17 protein-coding genes and 1 riboswitch are annotated in these 24,321 nt (G+C 42.8%); of the genes, 2 read left to right on the top strand and 15 right to left on the bottom strand.

What is annotated here, in order from left to right; all coding sequences use genetic code 11:
- Positions 1-360: 360 nt before the first annotated feature.
- The 6 genes from E3K36_04360 to E3K36_04385 all read right to left on the bottom strand — a co-directional run bounded on the left by E3K36_04360 (position 361) and on the right by E3K36_04385 (position 8,987).
- Positions 361-2,598: a TonB-dependent receptor gene (locus tag E3K36_04360; GenBank protein MCF6154483.1), complete on the bottom strand. Its 2,238-nt coding sequence runs from the start codon at positions 2,596-2,598 to the stop codon at positions 361-363.
- A gap of 487 nt (positions 2,599-3,085) precedes the next feature.
- Positions 3,086-5,713: a hypothetical protein gene (locus E3K36_04365; GenBank protein ID MCF6154484.1), complete on the bottom strand. Its 2,628-nt coding sequence runs from the start codon at positions 5,711-5,713 to the stop codon at positions 3,086-3,088.
- A gap of 3 nt (positions 5,714-5,716) precedes the next feature.
- Positions 5,717-6,850, bottom strand: a complete 1,134-nt coding sequence (locus tag E3K36_04370; protein ID MCF6154485.1) for a bacteriocin — start codon at positions 6,848-6,850, stop codon at positions 5,717-5,719.
- A gap of 307 nt (positions 6,851-7,157) precedes the next feature.
- Positions 7,158-7,655, bottom strand: a complete 498-nt coding sequence (locus tag E3K36_04375) for a hypothetical protein (protein ID MCF6154486.1) — start codon at positions 7,653-7,655, stop codon at positions 7,158-7,160.
- Between the two features lie 6 nt (positions 7,656-7,661).
- Positions 7,662-8,186, bottom strand: a complete 525-nt coding sequence (locus tag E3K36_04380; GenBank protein ID MCF6154487.1) for a redoxin domain-containing protein — start codon at positions 8,184-8,186, stop codon at positions 7,662-7,664.
- 48 nt (positions 8,187-8,234) lie between these two features.
- Entirely contained in the window at positions 8,235-8,987 is a 753-nt protein-coding gene (locus tag E3K36_04385; GenBank protein ID MCF6154488.1) for a hypothetical protein, read from the bottom strand.
- Between the two features lie 200 nt (positions 8,988-9,187).
- Between E3K36_04385 and E3K36_04390 the strand changes: the two genes are divergently transcribed.
- Positions 9,188-9,400, top strand: a complete 213-nt coding sequence (locus E3K36_04390; protein ID MCF6154489.1) for a hypothetical protein — start codon at positions 9,188-9,190, stop codon at positions 9,398-9,400.
- A 196-nt stretch (positions 9,401-9,596) separates the two neighbouring features.
- Here E3K36_04390 and E3K36_04395 read toward each other — a convergent pair whose 3' ends face one another.
- From E3K36_04395 to E3K36_04435, 9 genes are all read right to left on the bottom strand, one after another.
- Entirely contained in the window at positions 9,597-10,190 is a 594-nt protein-coding gene (locus E3K36_04395; GenBank protein ID MCF6154490.1) for a hypothetical protein, read from the bottom strand.
- Between the two features lie 4 nt (positions 10,191-10,194).
- Positions 10,195-10,503, bottom strand: a complete 309-nt coding sequence (locus E3K36_04400; GenBank protein ID MCF6154491.1) for a hypothetical protein — start codon at positions 10,501-10,503, stop codon at positions 10,195-10,197.
- Positions 10,504-10,576: 73 nt separating this feature from the next.
- Positions 10,577-10,849 carry a hypothetical protein gene (locus E3K36_04405; GenBank protein ID MCF6154492.1) on the bottom strand — a complete coding sequence of 91 codons (273 nt, stop codon included), beginning with the start codon at positions 10,847-10,849 and terminating at the stop codon, positions 10,577-10,579.
- Between the two features lie 53 nt (positions 10,850-10,902).
- The gene (locus E3K36_04410) at positions 10,903-11,880 is read right to left on the bottom strand and encodes a hypothetical protein (GenBank protein MCF6154493.1); all 978 of its coding nucleotides are present in this window, start codon (positions 11,878-11,880) and stop codon (positions 10,903-10,905) included.
- Positions 11,881-11,952: 72 nt separating this feature from the next.
- Positions 11,953-13,404 carry a carboxypeptidase regulatory-like domain-containing protein gene (locus E3K36_04415; protein ID MCF6154494.1) on the bottom strand — a complete coding sequence of 484 codons (1,452 nt, stop codon included), beginning with the start codon at positions 13,402-13,404 and terminating at the stop codon, positions 11,953-11,955.
- A gap of 295 nt (positions 13,405-13,699) precedes the next feature.
- Positions 13,700-14,161 carry a carboxypeptidase regulatory-like domain-containing protein gene (locus tag E3K36_04420; protein MCF6154495.1) on the bottom strand — a complete coding sequence of 154 codons (462 nt, stop codon included), beginning with the start codon at positions 14,159-14,161 and terminating at the stop codon, positions 13,700-13,702.
- Positions 14,162-14,371: 210 nt separating this feature from the next.
- Positions 14,372-15,925: a DUF2723 domain-containing protein gene (locus tag E3K36_04425; GenBank protein ID MCF6154496.1), complete on the bottom strand. Its 1,554-nt coding sequence runs from the start codon at positions 15,923-15,925 to the stop codon at positions 14,372-14,374.
- A 266-nt stretch (positions 15,926-16,191) separates the two neighbouring features.
- The gene (locus E3K36_04430; protein MCF6154497.1) at positions 16,192-17,619 is read right to left on the bottom strand and encodes an FAD-dependent oxidoreductase; all 1,428 of its coding nucleotides are present in this window, start codon (positions 17,617-17,619) and stop codon (positions 16,192-16,194) included.
- A 119-nt stretch (positions 17,620-17,738) separates the two neighbouring features.
- Positions 17,739-19,214: a hypothetical protein gene (locus tag E3K36_04435; protein ID MCF6154498.1), complete on the bottom strand. Its 1,476-nt coding sequence runs from the start codon at positions 19,212-19,214 to the stop codon at positions 17,739-17,741.
- Positions 19,215-19,706: 492 nt separating this feature from the next.
- A riboswitch (cyclic di-GMP riboswitch) is annotated at positions 19,707-19,808 on the top strand.
- Positions 19,809-19,890: 82 nt separating this feature from the next.
- Between E3K36_04435 and E3K36_04440 the strand changes: the two genes are divergently transcribed.
- Entirely contained in the window at positions 19,891-23,970 is a 4,080-nt protein-coding gene (locus E3K36_04440) for a hypothetical protein (GenBank protein ID MCF6154499.1), read from the top strand.
- The last annotated feature ends 351 nt before the right edge of the window (positions 23,971-24,321 follow it).

A 24,321-nucleotide genomic window follows, 5' to 3' on the forward strand; every position in this document is an offset into this window, starting at 1 on the left:
TGGTTACCTCTCCCTCTCTATTGGAAACAACAAAAAATTAGCCGTACTTTTGACCGTACCTAATCGCAAAAACACATCAAAACTCTGCTACTTAAAGCTACGATGATTTACCTCCAATCCCTTGAAAATACTGAGGAAATAGAAGTATAGACAAATACATCAAAATAGGCGAAAAAGCCTCCAGAATTACAAGAAACAATTCATCGGGTGATAAAATGGACGAGACTGTACTATCTTACAAATATTACTATCACGCAATTGTTGAAACTGTAAAGAGGAATATAGCAGAGGTATGTGAGAGTTAAGCGGGGGATATACAGAACGTTCAGTAAAGAATTGAAAGGGGATTTTTCGTGTGTGTTAAAACTGGTAACTTAATCCAACAAAAAATGTCCGTCCAGGTCTAGGGAGATCGTCTGGTATGGAAATAGGGCCGGGATCACTGTAATCCTTGTCAAGAATATTGAATACCGTACCTTGTATCTCCATAGTCTTAAAGAATTCCTTTGCAATAATCGAGAGATTAAGCAGTGCATAAGCCGGCAAGTCGTCCCTGGGGTCATTATCTTCCCGCGAACGAGTCCCACTAATAAAGGTGCTCAGATTGGTATTGATATATTTCGGATAGTGTACGTTCACACCGAAGTTGCCCTTATGTTGTGCAACAAATGGCAGCTCATTTCCACGATTATCTTCTGGATTTTGAAAGGTATAGTTCATAAAGACGTAATTATCCTTAACAATATCAACCCTTGTTTCCATTTCGATACCCTGGACATGAGCATCCCCAAAATTTTCAAAATGTGAAGTGCCCTGGGCGGTTGGCAGTGCACGCAGGACAATAAGGTCCTCGATGTCATTATAGAAATAATTAATACTGCTGGTAACGTGTTTGTTAAACTGGTAACTTAATCCAACTTCGTACGTTCTAATCGTTTCAGGGTCTAAATCCTCGTTTCCCTCAATAGCAGGCTGATTGATGGTAAACATCTCTTGAAAATTAGGTGGACGAAAGGCCTCTCCATAAAGCAGTTTTAGTGATGCATTCTTCATAAATGCCCATGTTAAGCCTGATCGTGGACTGGTAGCGCCTCCAAAATCGCTGTATTGATCATGCCTTGCCCCAAGGGTGAGGTGTAAGGTATCAGTAATGTCCCAGGTATCCTGTAAATAAACTGACCATATCCTTCGTGTGGCTTCTTCCAAAAAGGGATAAGTATCCGAAAAATCCTGGATAGAGCCCAGAGGCTCCAGTGTTCTGGGATGAAAGTTGCTCAAAAAATGGACATTGGTTTGATTGATCAAACGGTATTCCAGTCCCAGGGTAATGATATTTCCATCAAACAATTGATAATCAAAGGGAATCTCTGTACCGACAATCTTCTCAATCACCTTGCCGTTACCAATAAGCCCGTCGGGATAACGAGTATCGGGGAATCCGTCACCATTTCTATCCAGAGTTCCACCCTCCGGTAAGGATTCAATGAAAATATTATCATCAAATTGGTCATAATAGACCCTGGGTCTTATGGTAAATCTTTCATCAAAGGTTTTCTTGTACCCAGCATCAACAAAGACATAGTTGGTTTCCACATCAGACTCGTCATTCAAAGCAGATTGAGGACCAATAAAAGGTTCCTTATTTTTATTAATGTATAACCCCTCAACATAGAAATCATTGTATGCAACTCTTAGGTTCAGGCCAAATTCCTGCCTCCCATCGTGCACCTTTCCCGGGGCTTGGGAGGCTGCCGGGAAATTGAATGGAGGAGGTAAAGAAGAACTGATGTTATCATTTTTTGTTTGTCTATCCCTTTCGACAATACCATCAAAACCATTGGTCTGCCTGTAATAGGCCATCCCGGAGATGCCGACCTTGCCGCATGTCTTACCAAACACAACATTTTCCTCATAAGTATCGAAACTCCCATAACCACTACTCAGCTTTACGCCATCAATATCTTTTGCATCTATAGTAATAATATTTACAACCGCCAAAAACGCATTTTCACCATATACAGCAGAACCCGGACCCCGGATGATTTCTATCTTTTTTATATTTTCTAAGGGGAAATCGTCAAATAAAGTAAAGGCCCCCCCGCTGAAAGGATTATTTACGAGATGTCCATTGAGCATCACCCGTATTTTCTCTGAACCTATTAGTCCCCGTACGTTAGGGACTACAGCCCCAAAGGAATCATCCTTTAAAATTTCAAACCCTGGTACCGTCCTTAAAATTTCCGCAAAGGTGCGATACCCTAAATTCTTAATATCCCCGGCTGTAATCACGGTGACAATGCTGGGAGCCTTGCCGACGGGGCTTTCGTGTCTTGTAGCTATTGCCACTTCCTCCCCAAATCCAAACCAAATGGCTTCGGTTACGAGTTCTTCTGCAACGGCAGCCTCCACATCACGTGTATGTTCCTCTTTTTTACTGGACGTGGTCCCGGTTGGCCGGGTTGTTTCCGCTATCAAAGTTGAGGACGTGTCTGTGTCTTCGGCGAGAATTTCGAATGAAATAAAAGGAATAATGCTTAGGAGCAAAATACCTGGTGACAAGAAAGACGGAAACAAACCATTTGTTGTCCACATGGTCATAAGACATGCTCCCTAAGACAATATTGATGGGTTCGCTCTAACCCATCTTATCACGTGCAGAAACCATTTTTCCGCCTCCGCTCTTGTTTTCCAATAATAAACCTCACGATAAATGATGTCAAACGAAAATCTTTGCCCGATCCGGAATTTTCACTCATGCCATTCCACCCCCTCAATCCCCCGCCAGCGGGGGACAATGGCTTGCACATCCCAGCAGTTTTCATTCCCTTGAGAGTCACAAGCAGGCACTGAAAGCAAGGTTTGTCCATGCACCCCAAATCGCTTAACTTAACCCCTATCCCGAACGAGTCGAAAAGACAAAATCCGAAGCACGAAATTTGTGAGTTAACCCTGTCAGGGTTAGTTTATTCATTATTTTTGCTAAAAAGGTAAAAATTTTTTTATAAGATACTATGGATTCATGGGGTTGTTACTATTTTTAAGTGAGATTTGACTGTGGCTATGCTGTGCCAGGTGATGCAGTGGTTTATTTTTTTACTGCCTCCTCAAGGCTCTTTAAACGCCGTAATTTCACTGCCTCATCCTGCATGCGAGTCATTTTACCCATGCTCTGGGCAGTGCCCCACCACCAGCTGATGTCCTGCTGGGCATGGGCGGTGCCCTTGTATCCCTGCAGGTGGTTCCAGAACCACATCTCCACATACTCCCGTTCTATACCACTTGGATTCCCGTCGTTCTGGGTAAATATGGCATAGGCACCAAGGACGGGACCAATAACCGGCAAATGTCCACTGGTCTTTTTGAAAAGGCTATAAACTTCCGGTCCCAATGTCTCAGGCCCAAGCACCTTGATAATTAAATCACTTAAGGGGAACGGTGGTCTATCTTCAGGGGATGGTTTAACCTGGCCTTTGGCAAAGAGGTCTTCCAAAATGAGCTGTGCTTCATCGATGCGACGCCATGATTCAAACATATATTGATCCAGGGAATCAAGCCACATATCAGAAAATCTGGCGCTATGACACCTTGCACACATTTCTACCCACTGGCGGCGTTTCTCCTTACTTTCCACAGAATAAATTTCAAGTTTCTTGTCCATGGGTGGTATTTTTATGCCGTACGGAAAATCCTTCAGCCCGGATTTAAACTCTACTTCTTTGGGAGGAATGACACCCATACGCCATATGCCTTTGGTTTCTACATTCATCTCCCACCGTCCATCACCCACATACATATGGCAGTACTGGCAGGTCGGGGCAAGGTAATCTTTCCCGGGAATCACATCAGAGAGGCTCTTTTCCCAATCCCACAGTTCTCCGGTCGTATGATATATCACGCCCCATTTGGAGTGTTCGTAACTCTCCCAGTCAGGGTGGTCTGGCCCCATGTGACAGCCTGAACATGCCTCTGGATGGCGTGCCTCAGCGGCCGAAAAGCGATGCCGGCTGTGGCAGTCGTCGCATGATGACATATTCTGGTGGCACTGGTCACACCCCACCAGAGAGTACTCTTCACCACGTCTATACAGTTCAACATACCACGGGACGGATACACTACCCTCCCAGCTGTGGGGATGGCTCGGTTTACCATACTCCCTCCCTTTTGCAAACTCCTGTGCCTGTTTCGGATGACATGCGCCACATGAATTATCTACCGTTGGCATAAAGAGATTGTCATGATCATCACCATGACAATAGGAGCAGTAAACACCATCCTTTGTCCCCGGCTTCCAGTTATTCAGCTCCTTACCAATCAGTTCCTCGATTTCCTGAGTCTCCGCGGCGACCTCCGGGTTCTTTTTGGGATTGGCATGATTGGACGCCTTCCACTCATTCACAATGCCAGGCGAGGACTCCTCGTGGCATTCAACACACTGGTCAGGCCTGTACTTTTCCCGGAGCCTTTTATAATCCTGGCTATCAGGCGGAAGATAATGTCTGGCTGGATTAAAATAGGTGTACAAAGGGATCGGTTTATAAAATTCGCCCCAGGGACCGTCACCCTGGCTTAGTCCGACAAACTCTTCATACAGGCTTTTCAGCAAGGGATCCGGGTACGTCAAAGACTCCAGTAATGTTTCAAGGGTAGGAGGGGGGACTTCAGAAGAAGGCGCTTGAGATGCGATTCCACTCCCCGTCTCAACGGGCGGGATGGGGAACTCAGGAAGTGATTGCGTCCGGGGGATATTCTTAGCCCCCCCTGAAGGGGGAGACATTCCTTTCATTGTTATTTTTGGTTCTCCCTTTTCCACCACGAAAATCCCAAACATACCATTCATCATGTGCTCATGGAAGTGACAGTGAAACGCCCAATTGCCTGGTCCGACATCTTCACCGGCAATAAAATCCAGGACATAAGAAGTAAATGGTACCAGACCGATGTTATCAATAAGCTGCCCGCTGGCCCTATCTACCCAGCGGTGGCCGTGGGTGTGAAAGGTATGCTCCTCCTCTGCAGAATTTATGAGATGAAACCGCACCTTCTCTCCCATCTTTGCCTTCCAGACCAAACCAGGGAAGGCGGAACTGTCCCCTTTCATAAACTCCATATCACCTGATTTGTCATTAAAGGTTTCATATTCCTGCCCATTGACATGAAATGTATGCATGAAGACAACAAACTCTTTGTCTGGCGGGTTAGGGTCACCCCCTTTCGGTTCTACAATGAGTGCACCCCACAATCCCCTGTACAATCCTTCTTCGCCACCCTTCTCAAACGCGTGGGTGTGATAAAACCAGGTACCCGGTGTACCTGTGGTGTCCCACTCAAAAATCCTGGAATTCCCCGGCTCCACGATACTCGTGGGATTTCCTGCAATATGGGCGCCATCATTGGCTACGGTATATTTTACCCCATGGGGATGCACAGAGGCAGGAACGGTTAGCTTATTGGTGAGATGGATTCTGATCTTTGTCCCCTCTCTCACCTTTATGGTGGGACCCGGTACGGTAGGTTTTTCTCCCTTCAGACAATACCCCCAGGCATCAAAGAATATCCCGGGTCTGGGTTCTATCGCTACAGGCCTGGCCTCCATCTCCAGATCGACAATTCCATCCTTTCCGATAAGGCAGGAAATATCAGCGTATCCATATCGAAACCAGAGGGAAAGGAGTGCAAGCACTACTATTAAGTAAGTCCCTAGCTTAACAAACATGACCTACTCCACCGTGCAGATGGCTTGAGGACATTTAATTCTAAGCACCGAACTCCCTACAACCCTGAATCGGTGATTCAAATCCTGGGGACCCCAGTACTCTACCTTAAAATCTGTTCCTACAGCCAGATCCAGATTTTGCCTGCCCATTGCCACTACCAGTGCAACGTCCTTTTTGAACACCGGACTCTGGAACACGCCTCCCTTTACCAACTCCTTTACCCCGTCTATTTCCAATTTTCCTGTACGTTCATAAACCTTATGGAGGAGGGCATAAAGCCTTGGACTTACCACAAGGGCATAAGGAGGGACAAAACCAGCACTTCTCAGTTTCTCCACAGCCGATACGACATCCTGAAAACCATTCCCTATCACCGCCCAGTCGCTGAGCTTCTGGGTGTTTCTCCCATTAGCATTCAACAACCCTGTCATACCCATCTCTTGCATACCATTGAATATAAGATCATCCTCCCTGGCGGCAACTGCCACAGCCGCACCCACTGCAGCACTTATATCAAGCGGCGTCTCGCATTTTTTGCTGGCCTCTATATCCCTCCAGAAGAGCCAAAAGTCTTTGTAAATAAGAGGTATATGGGCAATATCTCTCTTTAGTGAATGTATGGCCTCATCACCCTCACCGAGCATATCAACATTGGCCCAGGAAGGAATACCGTAGGTATCCAAAGGAACACATTGGGCTCCCGTCCCAAGGGGGCCGTAAACCCCGATAAACTTCCTCCCCACAAGATGATTCTCAATTGTCTCATGGACCGCACGTCGCATCTTCTCCCAATCTTCATGCCCAAGATGCACTTCCGAAGTAATTCCCGCAAACCCTTGCCCCTTCATCCCTGAGCGCATATCTCCTTGTGGACACGCACCAGGTGCTTCTCCCCCCTTTCTATAATCAGGCGGAGCCACTGGCGTTGTATGGCACACAAGACAGCCTTGCTTCAAATATTCACAATTCTTATGTTCCTTTCTCAATTCCTCTGAAGTGTGGCATGAAAGGCAATCGTCTTCCTTCGCACACGCTGCAAAAACAGACGAATCCACTTGTGGAAGACAAAACATCGCGAGCAATACAATAACCCCTGCCAAACCATGACATATTTTAAATGTATTTGCCGCCCCCATAATCTTTCCTCCTTTTTAGAATTTTTATCCAGGATATTAGACAAGTTGTTATACTTCCAGATCAGTTTTAATTTTATTAAATCGCAAACTTTATATTATTTAAGGTGTGTAACTGAATGATTTGCCACTAATTGCGACAATTTTTGATAATCAATTCATCGCTTATTTGTATCCGCGTGAAGAATAACTCTTTACAAATCGCTTAAAAAGCAATAGAAATGCCAATGGATAGCACTAAAAATTAATATGAAATGAATGTCCTTTGAATGAATTTAAAGTGTCAAAGTTTTTCTTAAATGAACATGACTTACTCCAGTGTGCATATAGCCTGAGGGCATTTGATCCTGAGCGCCGAGCTTCCTACCACCCTGAACCGGTGGTTCAGATCCCTGGGCCCCCAGTACTCTACCTTGAAATTAGTGTCCACTGCCAAATCCAGGTTTTGCCTGCCCATTGCTACAATAAGGGCAACATCCTTTTTGAACACAGGACTCTGGAACACGCCTCCCTTTACCAACTCTTTTACCCCGTCTATTTCTAATTTTCCTGTACGTTCATATACCTTATGGAGAAGGGCATAGAATTTCGGACTTACCACCAGCGCATAAGGAGGGAAAAAACCTAAACTCCTTAATTTTTCTACGGTGACTACTACATCCTGAAAACCATTCCCTATCACCGCCCAGTCGCTGATCTTCAGGATATTCCTTCCACTAGCATTCAAAAGGCCTGACATCCCCATTTCTGACATACCATTAAAAATAAGGTCATCCTCTCTGGCAGCGGCAGCTATTGCAGCGCTAATTACACTCTATTTTGATTTTAAAGTTGACTCTTTGAGGGGAGGCTTGGTACTTTCCAAACAACTACGCAGATCCTCTTCGATATGCTCAGGATCGGTATAGCCTTCCTCTACATGTTCCAGTTCCCCATTTTTATAATAGTATATAATAGGGATTTTCCTGACATTGTAAACATAACTCATCTCTTCTTTATCCTTAGCCCGGAACATAGGAAAGGTAATCCCTTTTTTTTCAACAAAGTCTTTAACTTCTTTCACTTTATCATCCAGAGATACCCCTATTATTTCTACCCCCTTCTCTTTATATTTTTCATAGAGGGTGCTGAGTTCAGGCAGATGTTCTTTACAGGCCTCGCACCACGTTGCCCAGAATGTTACCGCTACTACCTTATCTTTTTTCGCCCGGATGATCTCCTTTAAATCTGTAGAGGTAACGTCTTTAACATCCACCGCATGAGAAGCACTGGGTAAAAACATGACTACAAACAAACCTAAAAATAGTAATACACTTCTCAAATGAAAAATGCGGGGCATAATACCCTCCTTTCTTCTCACTGCATGAAAAAACTCAAATTTTTGTCCTCACGGACTAAAGGGACAACCTGAACCCTTACCATACTTAAAAATCTTTTCTTCTCCTTTTACGAATCTTTCGCCAATTCCTGAGGATACGCGAAATTCTAAAAGAAGCAGCCACCCCGAGTTTGGGAAAACCATAGAGAGTCCCTGCACACCTTCCGACCATTTAATAAACAGGACTGTTGCCAGGACCCCCGCCTCTTCTGCTGTAGCAGCAATCGCCGTAGTGGCAAGAATTTCCTTCCCGACAGGTCTTCCTTCCCCTGGATTAATCAGATGGATATAAGACTTATCCTGTATGGTGGGATACCTCGAATAATCAGCAACAAATGCAACCCCTTGATTAACCAGATGAAAAGAACCTATTACAGTATCTCCTTTTCCCGGGTGAGGAATGCCAACCTTCCAGGAATTTTTTTCAGAAGGAGGTTCTCGCATGCGTGTGACACTGCCATAGTTTATACAAACACTCGTTATCCCTGATTGCTTAACAAGCTCCAGGGCCTTATCTATTGCATACCCTTTTACTACCAGCCCCAGGTCTACTTTTGTTTGTTTATGAGCAAAAGAAATTAAACTATCATTGTCATTTATCTTTATATTTTTATAAGAGACCGCATGGAGAAGGGTCCTCAGCTTATCCTCCTTTACCTCCTTTAATTTACCCCGGTAAATTCCCCATTGCTCTAATAACGGAGATACCGTTACGTCAAAAGCACCTCCCGTAAGTACTCCATATTGATAACATCGTTTCATTACCTCAAAATACCTCTTTGTCACAGGAAAAAACAGTTTTTCCAGCCTTCCTGTTCAACACCTGCAATTCTTTCCTGAAAAGCCTTTCAATACGCTCCATTTCATTGAACGCCTTATTTGCTATGGAAAAGGTAACACTTTAGTTTTTTGAAAAACTATCAAGGCAAAGCCTTGTGCTGATTTCGCCCCGGAGGGGCAAATTGCTCATAGGCAGGCAATTTATTGCCTGTGTTAAGAGAAAGATAAAAATAAGCCCTGTAGGGGCGAATGAAGATTATGGATACGAAATCGTCTCAATCGTCCCTACGGGACTGTATTTCTATTTGATAAAAATACAGGCAATAAATTGCCTGTCTATTGCCTCACGTCCCTATAGGGACTTAAAAAGCACAACTCATCTTTCAAAAAACTAAACTGTTTCAAAGAGGCATTTTTTTCTTTTAACCAGGAGGCTTATTTACCAGGCTTTTCTTAATGGTTTGCTGAGAGCAATAAGAGTTGTTTAAAACCTAAACGAATCCCCCCAGTCAACTTTATGAGAAGGAGTTTTGGGGGCGGTAAAGGGACCAAGGGAATTCGTTTATTTATTATCGTTTACTAAGACTAACTTCAAATCTCTAAGGCAACGGATTTTTCCCTTAGTCGACTATTACTATGTTCCGGGATAGGCTCTTCAATGCATGCGTAATAATTTTTTAATAACATATATTGGTCAGAGAATCCCCTTGCTGATGTACCCAGCGGATGTTTGAAGTATATGGCAAGTTGTGATTGTATGCCGCATTCACCGCGTCTGAGGGCAAATTCCATTAGCCGCACCAAATCAATAATTAAGGGGGCGGCCAGAATAGAATCCCTTCCCAGCCAGTTTATCTTTGCGCTCATGGGCATCCCCAGCCAACCCGAAAAATCTATACTTTCCCATGCCTCTTTATTGTCGCCTCTGGGAGGATAGTAATGGATATCCACGATATGGGTAAAATGGTTATAGCCCAGGACTGGCTCCAATACCCCTAATTTATCCTCCATCTTTGTTTGTCTGTGTTCCGGCATGGAAAGCACTAATCCGTCGTTGTTTCCGAGGATATTGGTGCTGTACCATCCATTGAGATTCAGGTTCCTGATCTTAAACATCTGACCCAAAACAGTCTTGATAAGGGTTTGGCCGGTATTTCCATCCCTTCCTGCTAACGGCACTTTCATTTCCTCAGCAAGTTGCAAGAGGGCAGGGACTTATTAATTCCAAATCTGAACGTAAATCTTCAATAAGCCACGGCTCTAATACCTTACTGAAACGAGCAGCCTGGTAAGCATCATGACTAGTAACGTCCCATCCACCAAATACCAACTGGTCGAATTGCACAAGATCTAAATGTGAAAATATCCCGGTTTCGGTTAGCATACCATCACAATTGTGTATCAAGCCCTTCTTCAGGGCAAGTGACCCGGCCACCGTGGTATTGGCCGTAGCCCCATTTAATCCTACAAATAAAACACCTACTTTTCCCCTAATCATAAAATGATCTCCTTTAAAAATGAGATACACTATTAAATTCTATTGACTGGTGCTACTATCGATCAGTTTTTCATTAGCAATTTTTTACTGAGGCGATACGTTCTTCCGGCAAAACAGGGATATGCCGTAGCTGTGCTTCCTTTACTATTTGGTTGAGATACGGCAAATAATGGGCATCCTTGCCCAGTATCACAAAGTCAACAAACGGCACAAGCGCTATTACTGATATGTCCAAATCATCGGTACTTTTTGCATAGCAGAGATGGATGTTTGTCACCCCATAAGTTTCCAGTTTTCGTGCCATACCAATAAATCTATCAAGACTGCTGATTATCATCGCAGACATAGTTTGTCTCCTTTCGCCTCTTTCTCTGTGAATTTCATTACCAAATATTCCTATTACTCAGCACCACTGCCACTACCGCTGCCAGAGCCGCTTCCACTTCCACCCAGACATTCACCTGCTCCACTGATATCTGCCTCGTCGGGGTCTTCTCCATCGGGACCTTTCGCACCATTTGCTATCCACCGTTCGATCTTCTGAATCTCGTACTCCGTGAAATACGGCCCGCCAAAGGGCATGCGATGGTCGTCTTCTGGCGCTTCCCCAGTTTTCTGACCACGCAGACGTTTTAAGATCAGGCTGTTAGCAGGTGTTTCCAGATCGATAATTGCCTCGTGTATGATTCCCTCTGCACCGGAGATTATGCCTTCCCAGCTGGACAGATCAAGACATGCCTGTGATTCGGAACGCTCCCTGGAAGTCGCGCCGTTGTTATTATAGTGACAATGACTGCATGGAATGCTGCCATTGACTGATTTTGTTAGCAAAGGGAGCACATCACGGTTAAAATCAGGAACGGGGGTATCGTCCTTTGCCCCCTCTTCAATCCACCTTCGAATGATGGCAATTTCCTTTTTTGAAAAGAAAGGGCCTCCGTATGGCATACGGGATTCATCGCCCTCACCTTCCAGCACAATAAGGAGTTCGCTTTCATCGGGATTTTCGATATCAACAATTTGCACCAGCCCGCCATCGGCGCCAGCCATGATGTCTCTGTACGAGCCCATGCCAAGTTGGTGCCACGCATTTTCCGGTATGCCGTCATTTTCCATAGAAAGACTTGAAAAATGACACTGGATGCAAGGAGTGGATTCCAGCTTACCCTTCTTTTTCGGCTTTACAAATAATGGTAAAACATCCTCCGTAAAACTGATGGATTTCTTCTTTTTTTGAGCTAATTTCATTTCCTCATTTTTCTCTTCCACCGTAAGCTGATTGTTTGCATTACCTGACCGGAGATGGATTGTTGTTGAAAAAAAAGATGCGATGATTCCGAGAGAGATAAGAAAATACTTCATTTTGTTTTTAGTCATGCTGTCTCCCTGCCTCCTTTATTTGTTTGTAAGGAACAGATTTCATAAGAATTTCCGTGGTTGTTTTGGCTTCTAAAGCAACGCATTTTCATAACTATCGAGACTGGTTGATATTGTTTGACTGGCGGTATCTGCATTTGCTTTATTAACCTCGTCACTGGCATCCCTCAATTCATGCAAGGCATCTTCTATCTCCCCGCTGTCATCGATACCAAGGAGCAACTCCAAATCCTCCAAAAATACCTCTGTATAGAGGAGCGCCTCTTCGGCAGTTATCATGGCATCACCGCGATTATTTGCATTGAGGGCAGAGGCGTTAGACTCTAATTCTCCCCTGACACGACCAATAAAGCCTTTACTCAGTTCGCTTACCATAGTATCGGCATTCACATCAGCTAAATCACCGGCAAGCTGGGATTTTATAATTTCGTTACCTTCGGGGTTATCACGTGAGACAAATTCCTCAATGATCCTGTAATAAACCTCCCCCTCTTTTTGGTTCACAAGGGCTTTTTCCGGGTTGCTGTCCCTGTTGTTGAGAACACCTTCGACTTCCCTGAGGACTGCTATATAGAATGCCCTGATGAGGGAGAGTCTGATGACCTGACGCTGTATACCAAGAGTAATTTCGTCTTCGTCATGGTCTTTCCTGTCCAGCGCCTTCTGTCCACGGATAAAGGCAACCAATATCTGGTCTTCCAGATTGGGATTACTTCCCGTTTCGATAGATGTACGGTCCTCGGTAAGCACCTTATTTTCCCTGTCGGCCGTACCTGTAATAGGCTGGTAAGCTGAGTATGCCTCATCCCATAAGAATTTAAGATCCGACTTTTTTGCATCATGAAAATTATCACGGGCAGCGGTAATACGCTCAAGAATCGCTAAGTAAAACACCCGTTGCAGTGTCTTATCAATAACCTGTGCGGCCAAATCGGGCTCATTATTGTTTTTGATGTCTTCAATGGCGGCTAAAATATCACTATCCAGGGTTAACGTATTTTCTGTATCCACCTCTTTTGTCAAATCCTGCAATTCCCCCTCATAAGCAGACGCAATGGCATCTCCATCAACTGGAACCTGTCTTCTCAGCACACCAATTTCGTTGTAGGAAGCAACCGCGGCATCCATTGTCTTGGTGTCGGTGGTCTTTGTGTAGTTTGCAAATTTTAAGGTAACATCCCTTTCTGCCTCTTCACTGTTTTCGCTTATCTTCAAAATTTCAGTTCCTGTTTCATAACCACCGGATTTAACGGTGAGTTTGTGTTTCCCTTTTTTTACATTATCGATTTCATAGCTACCTTCAGAATCTGTTAAAACTATTTTTTTCGATCTCTTTCCATTGGTATTCTTTTTTGATTTGATCGTAATAAGTGCGTCTTCTATGGGATCGCCATTTTCATCTGAAACGATGCCGATGATTGACGCCGCATGAAGAGCAGGTATATTCATATCCGGCAAATAGGTACCACTGAAAAAACCAACAATAATCCCTAATGGCATAAACAACTTGTTTAACGAAAACATTGATTTCAAACCTCTTTCTTTCAACAGAGACTCAGTCTCGTCTATTAAAATAAAAAAAATGCAATAATCGTCAAAGGTTTTATATTTTCACAAATTAGACATCCGGCAATATTTTTGTTCATAATCATAATGCTTTCTCTTTTCCTGGCAAAAATGGACATCATGCAGTGACAAGGCATGCCTTGTCACTGCATGATTGATCTAAAATTTCAGAGAGTAAAAAAAGAAAACCGTGTACCAACAACTGTCACCACATTACGTACATATATCTGTTTGCGGGTTATCTTTTCCCCGTTTATGCACCACTACCGCTTCCAGAACCACTCCCACTTCCAGAGCCGCCTCCACTACCACTTCCTGAGCCACTGCCACTTCCAGAACCACTGCCACTACCCGAGCCACTTCCACTGCCACCACCCGAACCTTGCGTTTTTAATTTTATATCAACAACCTTATTTTGCCCCTCTTTGAGTCTAACCTGCTTCTTCTTTTTTTTATAGCCAGACTTTTTTACTTTCAAAACATATCTACCGGCATTTAAATCAGAAAATTCATATTCACCACCGGCTCCCGTTATCCCGCTATCTTTAAATTTCTTCCTTTTCAATGTTACTTCGGCACCGCTCACCGGCACACCATCTTCATCGGTTACCGTACCGGATATATTTCCTGTAGTTTGTGCATTTGCACATGTATACAAAGATAAAGAACCAATGGTCACTATAATACATAACGACAAAAATATATTTTTTAACATCTTGGCCTCCATAAAAAATCTTTCCGTAATAATTTACAGACGTTTAGTAACTATTTTCTGGCTCGTTTCAATCGACAAGTAAGCAGTTGACAGTAGGTAGTACACCAGTAAGCAGAAAGTGATAAATTTCATCGCCAACTGCCTGCCGCCTACTGCTTACTCTTTCCTGTGTCTTCTTACTGGTAACTGCCCCACTTTGGTAGTTTAAAATCACCTCCACTCAAAACGATACAAAGCCAGCCAATTATAGTCGGCCACTCCATATCGATCCCTCTTGAATTCCACCAGCTTTTTCAGTCTGCCCTTATACTTATCCCGCTCAAAGAGCTTGGACGATATGAGGATATGCCCGGGTTTCTTCTTCAAGCGCTCCAGATCCTTGATGACCCCACTCATCCGCGACACGAAATACACGTGGCTGTTCTTCTTGTCACACCACTCAGGGGCATAATATTGAAACAAACGCCAGTCGTTCAAACAATAAAATTTCGTATCATTCTTATCATAGTTATTTGTTATATAGTTTATCGTAGAGACGGAAGGTGGTTCTTCATTCCTGTTCATTGAAACGATCTTTAATGAATCAATCGTTTGAGAAACAACAAAGGCAAGCACTATTGCAAAAAATAACATGATGCCATATTTCCTGTTTTTTAAGTGGATAGTGAATATATGCCATAAACCCGCAGTCACCACAATAATCAAAAAAGGTATAAGCACCATGATCTGTCGAATGGCGTCTTGCACGAGGGCAATCCATAAAAAGTAAGGGATAAAAAACGCCATGAAGAACTTATTCCTGAGATTCCATTTTTCCTGAATAAAAAAATACACCATGGAAACCACAAGAATAATCGTTGGAACAACCCTGAGAAGGGACGTGTCTGTCCACCAGGTGCCCAAACTGTGAGCGCTGAGATTGTAAAAAATGTCGAAAAAGCGTTCGCCATAATCGTCGGTGGTGATGATGGAGTTTCCTTCCCGGTAAAAATGATAATCGGCGTGGCCTAGGAATTTCTTGTAAAACCTATATGGGGTAAAATGGATAATGAGATAACCCAACCATGCAGCTACGCCAAGTAGCAGACCAGACAATCCCCATACTATTACCTTTCTGCCGCAAACCATTTGTATCAGTTGATATCCCGTATATGCCATTATGGGTAGTAAAGCGAGATAGGTAACCCTGACACCCAGCCCCAACCCTAATAGTACGCCACCCCATGCAAGGTATTTCAGTGAAGCCTGAGATTGAGTATTTTCATGGGTGCGCTCCAATGCCATGTAAAAAAACAGGATAGCCGTAATAACAAAAAATAAACCAAAGGCATCCGATAGTGGTTTTTCTGCCTGCAACCAAACCTGTGGATTAACAATGTAAAAGACCGCAGTAAGAATAGCCACTTCCCGGGAAAACGTACGTCTTGCGAGTTCATACAGCGGAAATACGGCAAGACTGCTAAACAAGATACCAGAAAAGATCAATGATTGTATATCCGATCCAAGAATCTTGTACCAAATCCAGCTTACGAACATGTAAACCGGATAGCCAGGAAAGTGTGGTTGATCATGCAGGATGTCATAACCCTTTGATAAACCAAAAGCGAAATTTACACTGTCCCATTCGTCGATGTACTTGCCAAAATACAATAATCGGGTGATCAGACAGATACCCACTGCCACTGTGGGAATTATGTAACCTTGCCAGGAGATCATTTTTGTCTGATACGGTATATTCAATTTATAATTAATAGTTGTCTGCATAAAATTATGGTAACTGTTCACGTGGTATGTGTAATGATACACAACAACCCCCTGATCCCCCTTTTTTAAGGGGGGACTTTCTCAATTCCCTTAAACTTCATCGTGAGCGCTCAGCCGAACGAAAAGAGAGACTTTTTGAATCCCCCTTAAAAAAGGGGGCAAGGGGGTTGTTTTTCACGCTCATTTTCGAATATTGGCAGAACTGTAACAAATTAATGGAATAATTCGACCCGGATATTCACGTTTCCGTGTGCACTCTCGCCTTTTTAGGCAGTTACAGAAGTTACCTCAATCAATTCCTTTTCTGAACGCATCAATTGCACGTCCGTCTTCTTGCTTACATTATCCAGCATGAGATTCTGGGCTGCTGTTATCCCCATCTCCATGGCCGTGTCCATAAAGATGTACCGGAAGGTACCCTGCCTGCCGCACGTAATCAAGTTTTCGTACTGATCCAGAAAATCAAAGAGTTTCTGCCTGTGCATTGCATAATCAAGGCTATAGACAGGATAGCCATGGGTTACGCTTGTTGTAAAATAGTCAATGACTTTGTCCTGAATATCAATCCCCAGTTCCTTTAAATCTGCAAGACAACGCTTCAGTAAGCTTTCCCCGGGACAATTCCAGATTTCGTCGTTCTCGTTGCAGGGAATTTCCAGCATAACGGACGTCTTTCCTTCCGGTGCGCTAAAGGGGCTCCGTCTCTTTGGCTCCTGGATACGTGTCATGATATATTTCCCTTCTGAGACATACATCCACGTATTATCACTTATATCAGGAAGGTCGACCAGGATATTTAAAAATCTCACAGAACGAAACGTTAGAGGTAAGGTATGACAGATAACATCCTTTGTAAGATACTCCGGGAATGCCTTTATGAGATCTGGCAGAGGGATCGTGGAAATAACTGCATCACAATCAATACTTTTTGTAACGCCCCGCTGCATGTAACACACCCTTTCAACGTTACTATTGTTTACCTGTATACCGGAAACCGTTGCATTCAGGATGATTTTTCCGCCCATTCTTGAGATTTCTTCGCTCATGATATCAAACATCTGCCCTATACCTTTCTTTGGGTAAAAATAACCCTTGGCATAGGTTCGGGGGGTACCTTTCTTCAATTTAAGGAGCCGGAAAAGGACGTCTTTAAGGTTCAGCAACGAAATCCTCTGGGACGCCCAATCATTTGAAATGAGTTTAGGGGATATGCCCCATAGTTTTTCAGTATAAGGACCAAAGAATAAATCATAAAGTGTTCGGCCGAAGCGGTTGACAATCCAATCCTCAAAAGAAATATCTTTTTTCCGGAAAACAACTCTGGAGACGGCAGCAATTAGATACGAGGTAAATGCCTTCAGATTTGTCCAGAGGTCCATCTTCAGAAAGATATCCCTGGCAGACAGGGGATAATCAAAGGTCTTCCCTTTTAACAAAATAACGCTCTTCCGATTAGAAGTTAAGAGCTCCTCGCCCATCATTTTACAAACATTTTCAACAAGTTCCTGGTTTTTTGAGATAAAACGGTGTCCCCCAAGGTCAAAACGATAATCCTTGTATTCATTCGTGATACATAATCCGCCAACCCTGGATTCTTTTTCAATGACGGTGACATCATGTCCATACCTGGACAATTCCCAGGCGGCTGATAAACCACAAGGCCCGCCGCCAAGTACAAGTATCTTTTTCTTCATTTTCCGTACTCCTTTACATTGTCAGGACACAGATCCATCCAGATAAAACAAGTTATATTTATTTCAAAATCCCGATAATCCGTGTTTATCCGTATCCCAAAAAATCCTATATAATTAAACTAAAAATATGTTGCGACAGAAAACAAAAAGGCGTTATTGGCTGTATCAGGCATGTCTTTTTCTTCCATATTTATTTGATAGTCCAACTTGAAGACCGTGTCTTCGGTGTAGCGATAGTTCAGACCTGGCGTGAGCCGGTTTCTTAACCAATGAACCCTTTGAAAATTATCATCCCTGCCGGCTGTTTGTACCTGACCCCACCGTAAAACGCCGGTAAAAGTCGAATTATCGGTAAAAATACCCGGGCTCCACGTTTTCAATATAGAGGGCATAAAGTGATACCTGGCTTCCAGATAGTATCCCCACATATCGTCGGTAATACCGGCATCCTCTGCAAAGCTATCCGTTTCTATAAAGGCATAAGCACCTTCCCCTACAAACTCGAAAGGGCCTCTTTGATAAATAAAATCCAGCGCCGAGATAGTCAGTTGATTGTCATTCTTTTCGTCATACCGGCTGGTATATGCAGAACCACCAAACTCAAGACCTATAAATGGGCTAAAGGCCACGCGACCCACAACACCAGGACTCTTATTATAGTTATCATTGAAATACGCCCCTCCGGAACCCTTTGCACCCCTCAGCCCATTCACTTCGCCGATACGGGAGGTACCATCGACATCCAGGCCGTTAAATACACCGTTGATAACATAAATTTCATAATCAAGCTTACTTAGCTCTGATGGATAAAGGGTACCAAAGAAACCCATTCCTAAGTCTGTAAGGGTAGTCGGGATAATTAACTGGTCTACTAATGGACGGTCAGTAAAATCTTGCAAAGGAGAATCGTGCACTAAATTAAATTTTCCCAAAGGTGTAAGAAGATATCCACCCCTCCAATTGATCCAATCGGTCAACAAAAAATCCATGGTTGCAAATTCAAGGATCACCTCTCCATCTCTGCCCCCCCCCTCGCCGCCGAACTCAAATTCTATTTCTGCGGCAAGTTTTACACGGTCTGAAATATCGGAGTAGATAAAGGGGATAAATCGTTTCTGGGTAAAACCATGTGCGGCATCTTCATCTTCCGGGGCCCTGAATTCAAAGTCCATGTAACCGCCGAGGTAGGTATTTCTCCCAAATCTCCTCAGAAACGGTTTTGTATAGACCCCCCCAAAAGTCGGTGCAAGCTTTTTTTCAGCTAATTCAGCCCCCGGTCTGGCTAAATAAGGCACCTCTTCCTGTTCCTCCCCTACTGCGGTTTCTCTCATAATTGCAGGCTGTGCTGGTGCTTCTTCTACGGCAATTTTTACTTCCTTTTTCTGCACTTCTTCCCTTAAGGATGCAATTTCCTTCTCTTTTTGGGAGTCCTTTTCAATTTGCTGCTTGAGCAGATCCTTTATTTCTTTCAATTCTTGTTCGAGCATTTCAACTTTATTCTTTAATGCCTCAGTTTCGGAAGACTGTCCGAAGGCATTGGCAATGAGAAAAGTTAACGCTAAAGGTACTACGATAAGAAGATGTAAGTAACGCATAATCAGATCACCTCAAGAAAAATTAACTGAGACTCATTCTCAATACATGGGAAAAATTATATAATCTATCTAAAAATTGTCAAGGATATTTTAAAATATTTTTGACTCCGTGCCAGAACCGATATGGATATTTTTTCTTGCTGTTACGGCAATCATTGGATAAGGAAAAGTGTGCCATGTCACAATTCTGTGATGTCACACAAATGTGCCATGTCACACTTTTTCACTTCCTTTGACAAACCAGCCGCACACCATCACCGTATCATAACATCGATTTTATATGATCCTTACTACAAATACACTGCAAAAAATATTTTTTAATGATTTATGGCATATTTTTTGATCATAATCTTCAATTACAAATATTATGCAGGCACTTTCATGGCATATACACATGCTTATTACAATACATTCGTATTTTTTAGTTTGAGTATGTATCAATTTTGTGGATAATGTTCAGTAACTGAGACGAGTAATACAACAGAAAAAGACACTCGATAAAGGCAAACCCTGAGTGATCAGGGGACGCAAAGCAAAGGGTCTTAGCTAAAAAACGGTTTAAGCGGCTAAAAATAAGACAGCCTTACTGCCGAAGATGTTTTGGTAAAAATCTTTGCAGTAAGGCTTTTTTTGTTTTAACAAATTTCCTCTGAGGAAAAACGTGAAGGGAAAGGAGATGGGTCAAATGGAGCGGAATAGGATTTTTGTAGTGCCGGTATGCCTGTTCTTGATTATGGTATGGACAAATACTCTTCTGGCAGAACAAGCAAACAAAGGTAAACTGCAGAAGGCAGATGTTATTCAAAGGACGAAGAAACTCCAGATGCCTTTTATAACTAATGAAGGGCAAACCAATGAAAGGGTAATGTTCTATGCCAGCACCTTTGGGGGGACGGTATTTGTCACAAAAGACGGGGAGATTGTCTATGCCCTGCCTCATCGAAAAAATGCAGGGGAATCTGATGATGTGCATCATTACTCCCCCCGGCCTGATTCTTCAGAACAGACAGACCCTCTGCACAAAAGGAAACAAGGCACTGCTGAAGCTAAACACGAAAAAGGGGGAAAAGGAGTAGTATTGAAAGAGGAAATCATAGGCGGAAGCATTGATACGATAAAAGGGGAAAAGAAAGACATTTCAACAGTGAACGACTTCAGGGGAAATGATCCTTCGAAGTGGAAGACCAATATCCCAACGTATGAGATAGTAACCCTTGGAGAGGTATACAAGGGAATAGAATTAAAACTAAAGGCGTATGGAAATAATGTCGAAAAACTTTTTTATGTGAAGCCCGGTGCTGACCCCGGGGTGATAAGGCTGAAACTGAGCGGGGTACAGGCATTAAGGGTGAATGAGGAGGGGCAGCTTGAGGCAGAGACGGCGTTAGGAACGGTCAAATTCACAAAACCCATAGTCTATCAGGAATCCAAAGTTCCTTCTCCTAGTACAAAAGAAAGCATTTCTTCCGCTCCCCTTGCGGGAAAGGATGAAGGAGGTCCCGGGCACAGGCAATACATTGAATCTACGTATGTTGTAATAGGGAATGAGTATAGTTTTAAACTGGGAGACTATGACAGGACACGGGGGGTTGTAATAGATCCCCTCCTTACATCTACATGTCTTGGTGGTTCTGGGGGATTTGGTTATGATTTTGGTAATACTTTAAAAACAGACATAAACGGTTATATCTATATTGCCGGCAATACATGGTCATCAAATTTTCCTACATCTATCGGTGCTTATGATAATTTCATTAATTATTCTTCTTCAGAAGCCTTTGTATCAAAGTTCAGCGGAGATTTAGCAACCCTCCTTGCTTCTACGTATTTAGGAGGATCTGATTGGGACAGCCTTAGTTCTTTAGCTATTGATGGTAATGGGAATATTTTCGTGGTAGGGGAAACCCGGTCTTTAGATTTTCCAACAACAAACGAAGCTTATGATTCTTCGTATAATGGTGGTGGGTATTATGATGATAAAGGTGAATACTATGAAGAAGGTGATGCCTTTGTATCAAAGCTCGATGGGAATTTAACAAGTCTCCTTGCGTCTACATATTTGGGAGGTTCTGCCAGTGACGGAGCCTTTTCTATAGGTATCAACTCAGATGGCAATATCTATGTAGCCGGTTGGACTTCATCGTCAGATTTTCCAACAACTCCAGGTGCTTATGATACTTCTTTTGGTGGTTATTCTAATGCCTTTTTATCAAAGCTCAATGGTGATTTAACCAGCCTCCTTGCCTCCACATATCTGGGATCTGGTTATGAGGAAGGCAATTCTATAGCGATAGATGCAGGAGGAAATATCTATGTGACGGGTCTGACTTTGTCATCAGACTTCCCAACAACCACCGGTGCTTATGATACTTCTTTTAATAGTAGTGGTAGTACCGATGCTTTTGTATCAAAGTTCAGTGCTGATTTAACAGACCTCCTTGCATCTACATATTTGGGTGGCCTTGGCGATGATTCTGGCAATTCCATAGCCATAGGCCCTGATGGCAATATTTATGTAGCTGGCACAACTAGATCATCAGATTTTCCGACGTCTTCAGGAGTATATGATACAAATTATAACGGTGGAAATTATGATGCATTTGTATCAAAGTTCAGTGCTGATTTAACAGACCTCCCTGCATCTACATATTTGGGTGGCCTTGGCGATGATTCTGGCAATTCCATAGCCATAGGCCCTGATGGCAATATTTATGTAGCTGGCACAACTGGATCATCAGATTTTCCGACGTCTTCAGGAGTATATGATACAAATTATAACGGTGGAAATTATGATGCATTTGTATCAAAGTTCAGCGCTGATTTAACAGACCTCCCTGCATCTACATATTTGGGTGGCCTTGGCGATGATTCTGGCAATTCCATAGCCATAGGCCCTGATGGCAATATTTATGTAGCTGGCTATACTGAGTCATTAGATTTTCCAACGACTCCTAGCGCTTATGATAGTTCATATAATGGTGCTACAGATGTTTTTGTATCAAGATTTAATAGTGATTTATCAAATATTTTATCCTCTACATATTTGGGAGGATCTACGGGTTATGATACAGGCAATTCTATTGCCATAGATAAAAGTGGACACATTTATGTAACTGGCTGGACTACATCATCAGATTTTCCAACAACCACCGGCGCTTATGATGCTTCATATAATGGTGGCGGGTATGACTATGACGTTATTATATCGAGGCTAAATACTGATTTAACAGACCTCCTTGCATCTACATATTTAGGTGGACTTGGCGATGATACTGGTAATTCAATAACCATAGACTCAGATGGAAATATCTATGTGGCTGGTTACACAAATTCATCGGATTTCCCAACAACTCCGGGTGCATACGATACCTCATACAATAATGGTAGCGCTTTTGTATCAAAACTCAGCGGTGATTTAACAGACCTCCTTGCTTCGACATATTTGGGTGGGTCTTCAAGCTATAGTTCAGGTAATTCTATGGTTACGGATTCTAATGGTAATATTTATGTTGCTAATGTTTCTTCTATATTAAAGCTAGATGAAACACTAACAAATCTCCTTGCATCCACAACTTTAAATGGAGGAACTATCGGGGCTATGGCCATAAGTCTAAGCGGAAATATTTATGTAACTGGTATTGCTGGTTCAAATTTCCAAACCACTCCTGGCGCTTATGATACTTCTTTTAATGGTAGTGGTAGTACCGATGCTTTTGTATCCAAGCTTAGTGCTGATTTAAAAGACCTCCTTGCTTCGACATATTTGGGTGGCCTTTCCAGCGATTCTGGAAATTCCATAGCCACAGGCTTCGATGGCAGTATTTATGTAACCGGAGAAACCTTTTCTTCAGATTTTCCAACAACTCCTGGCGCTTATGATGATTCCCTTAACTATTCTGATGCTTTCATATCAAAGCTTAGTGAAGATTTAACAAGTCTCCTTGCATCTACATACTTAGGAGGTGCAGAAGGGTCTTCTTCCGGCAACTCTATAGCAATAGACTCAGCTGGAGGTATATTTGTAACTGGTTGGACTCAATCATCAAACTTTCCAACAACTATTGATGCGTATGACACTTCTTATGGCGGAGGAGGTGTTAATGATGTTTTTGTATCAAAGCTAAACGGAGATTTAAAAAACCTCCTTGCATCCACATATTTAGGTGGATCTGGAGAAGAATTTGGTAATTCTATAGCCATAAACTATAATGGAAATGTATATGTGGTAGGTACGACTTATTCACCAGATTTTCCGATATCCGCAGATGCTTACGATACTTTTAACAATGAGATCTATCATGGTGATATCTTTATTTCGCAGTTTGACAGTAATCTTTCCGCTCAAGTAACGCCAACACCGACTCCAACACCAAGTCCGGTTGTGACACCCACTCCCAATCCTGAAATTATCCCTGCAGAGGTAGATATAAAACCTGGAACAATCAACCTTAAAAGCAAGGGCTGCTTTAAAGCATTTATTAAGCTTCCTTCACCTTATGCTGTTAATAAAATAGTAACAGATACCATTGGATGTGAAGGGGCGGAAGCCATTAATGGAAAGGTTGGCAAGGATCGATTTATTGCGACATTTAAAAGGCAAGACTTAGATTCAGATTCTGATGAAGAACTTACCGTTAGCGGTGAATTAGAAGACGGTACAAAATTCGAAGGAAGCGACATTGTGAAGATGATAAAACAAATCAGGATTTATCATGGTAAAAGCAAGACGTTGATGGGAAGAAGACCAAGAGAATAGTCTGCATATAATTTTGGTAACTCAACTGGCAGCTTGTATCATGTTGCAGGTACTCACAACATGCTTGCGGGAGAGAAGAAGTTGTAGGTAGACGGACAATTGGTCGATACAGAGACACATCCGCGGGAAACACGATCGTGCCGCTTTGAAGATCAGCCAGGCCGGGGAAAATTCTATTACTATAAACTGGAGGACGTAAATGATAACGGGGTGACCAGCCACGAGTGCTGTGTACCGGCATGAATGGCTTCTTAATGGTTAGTTTTTTGGGTTATCTGGAATACGATTGTGCATTTTAAAAATATTTGCATAATATGAGACTGTCTGTTATCATTTTCGATGTTTTAAAAT

Source organism: Candidatus Brocadia sp. (assembly GCA_021646415.1).
Taxonomy (GTDB): Bacteria; Planctomycetota; Brocadiia; order Brocadiales; family Brocadiaceae; genus Brocadia.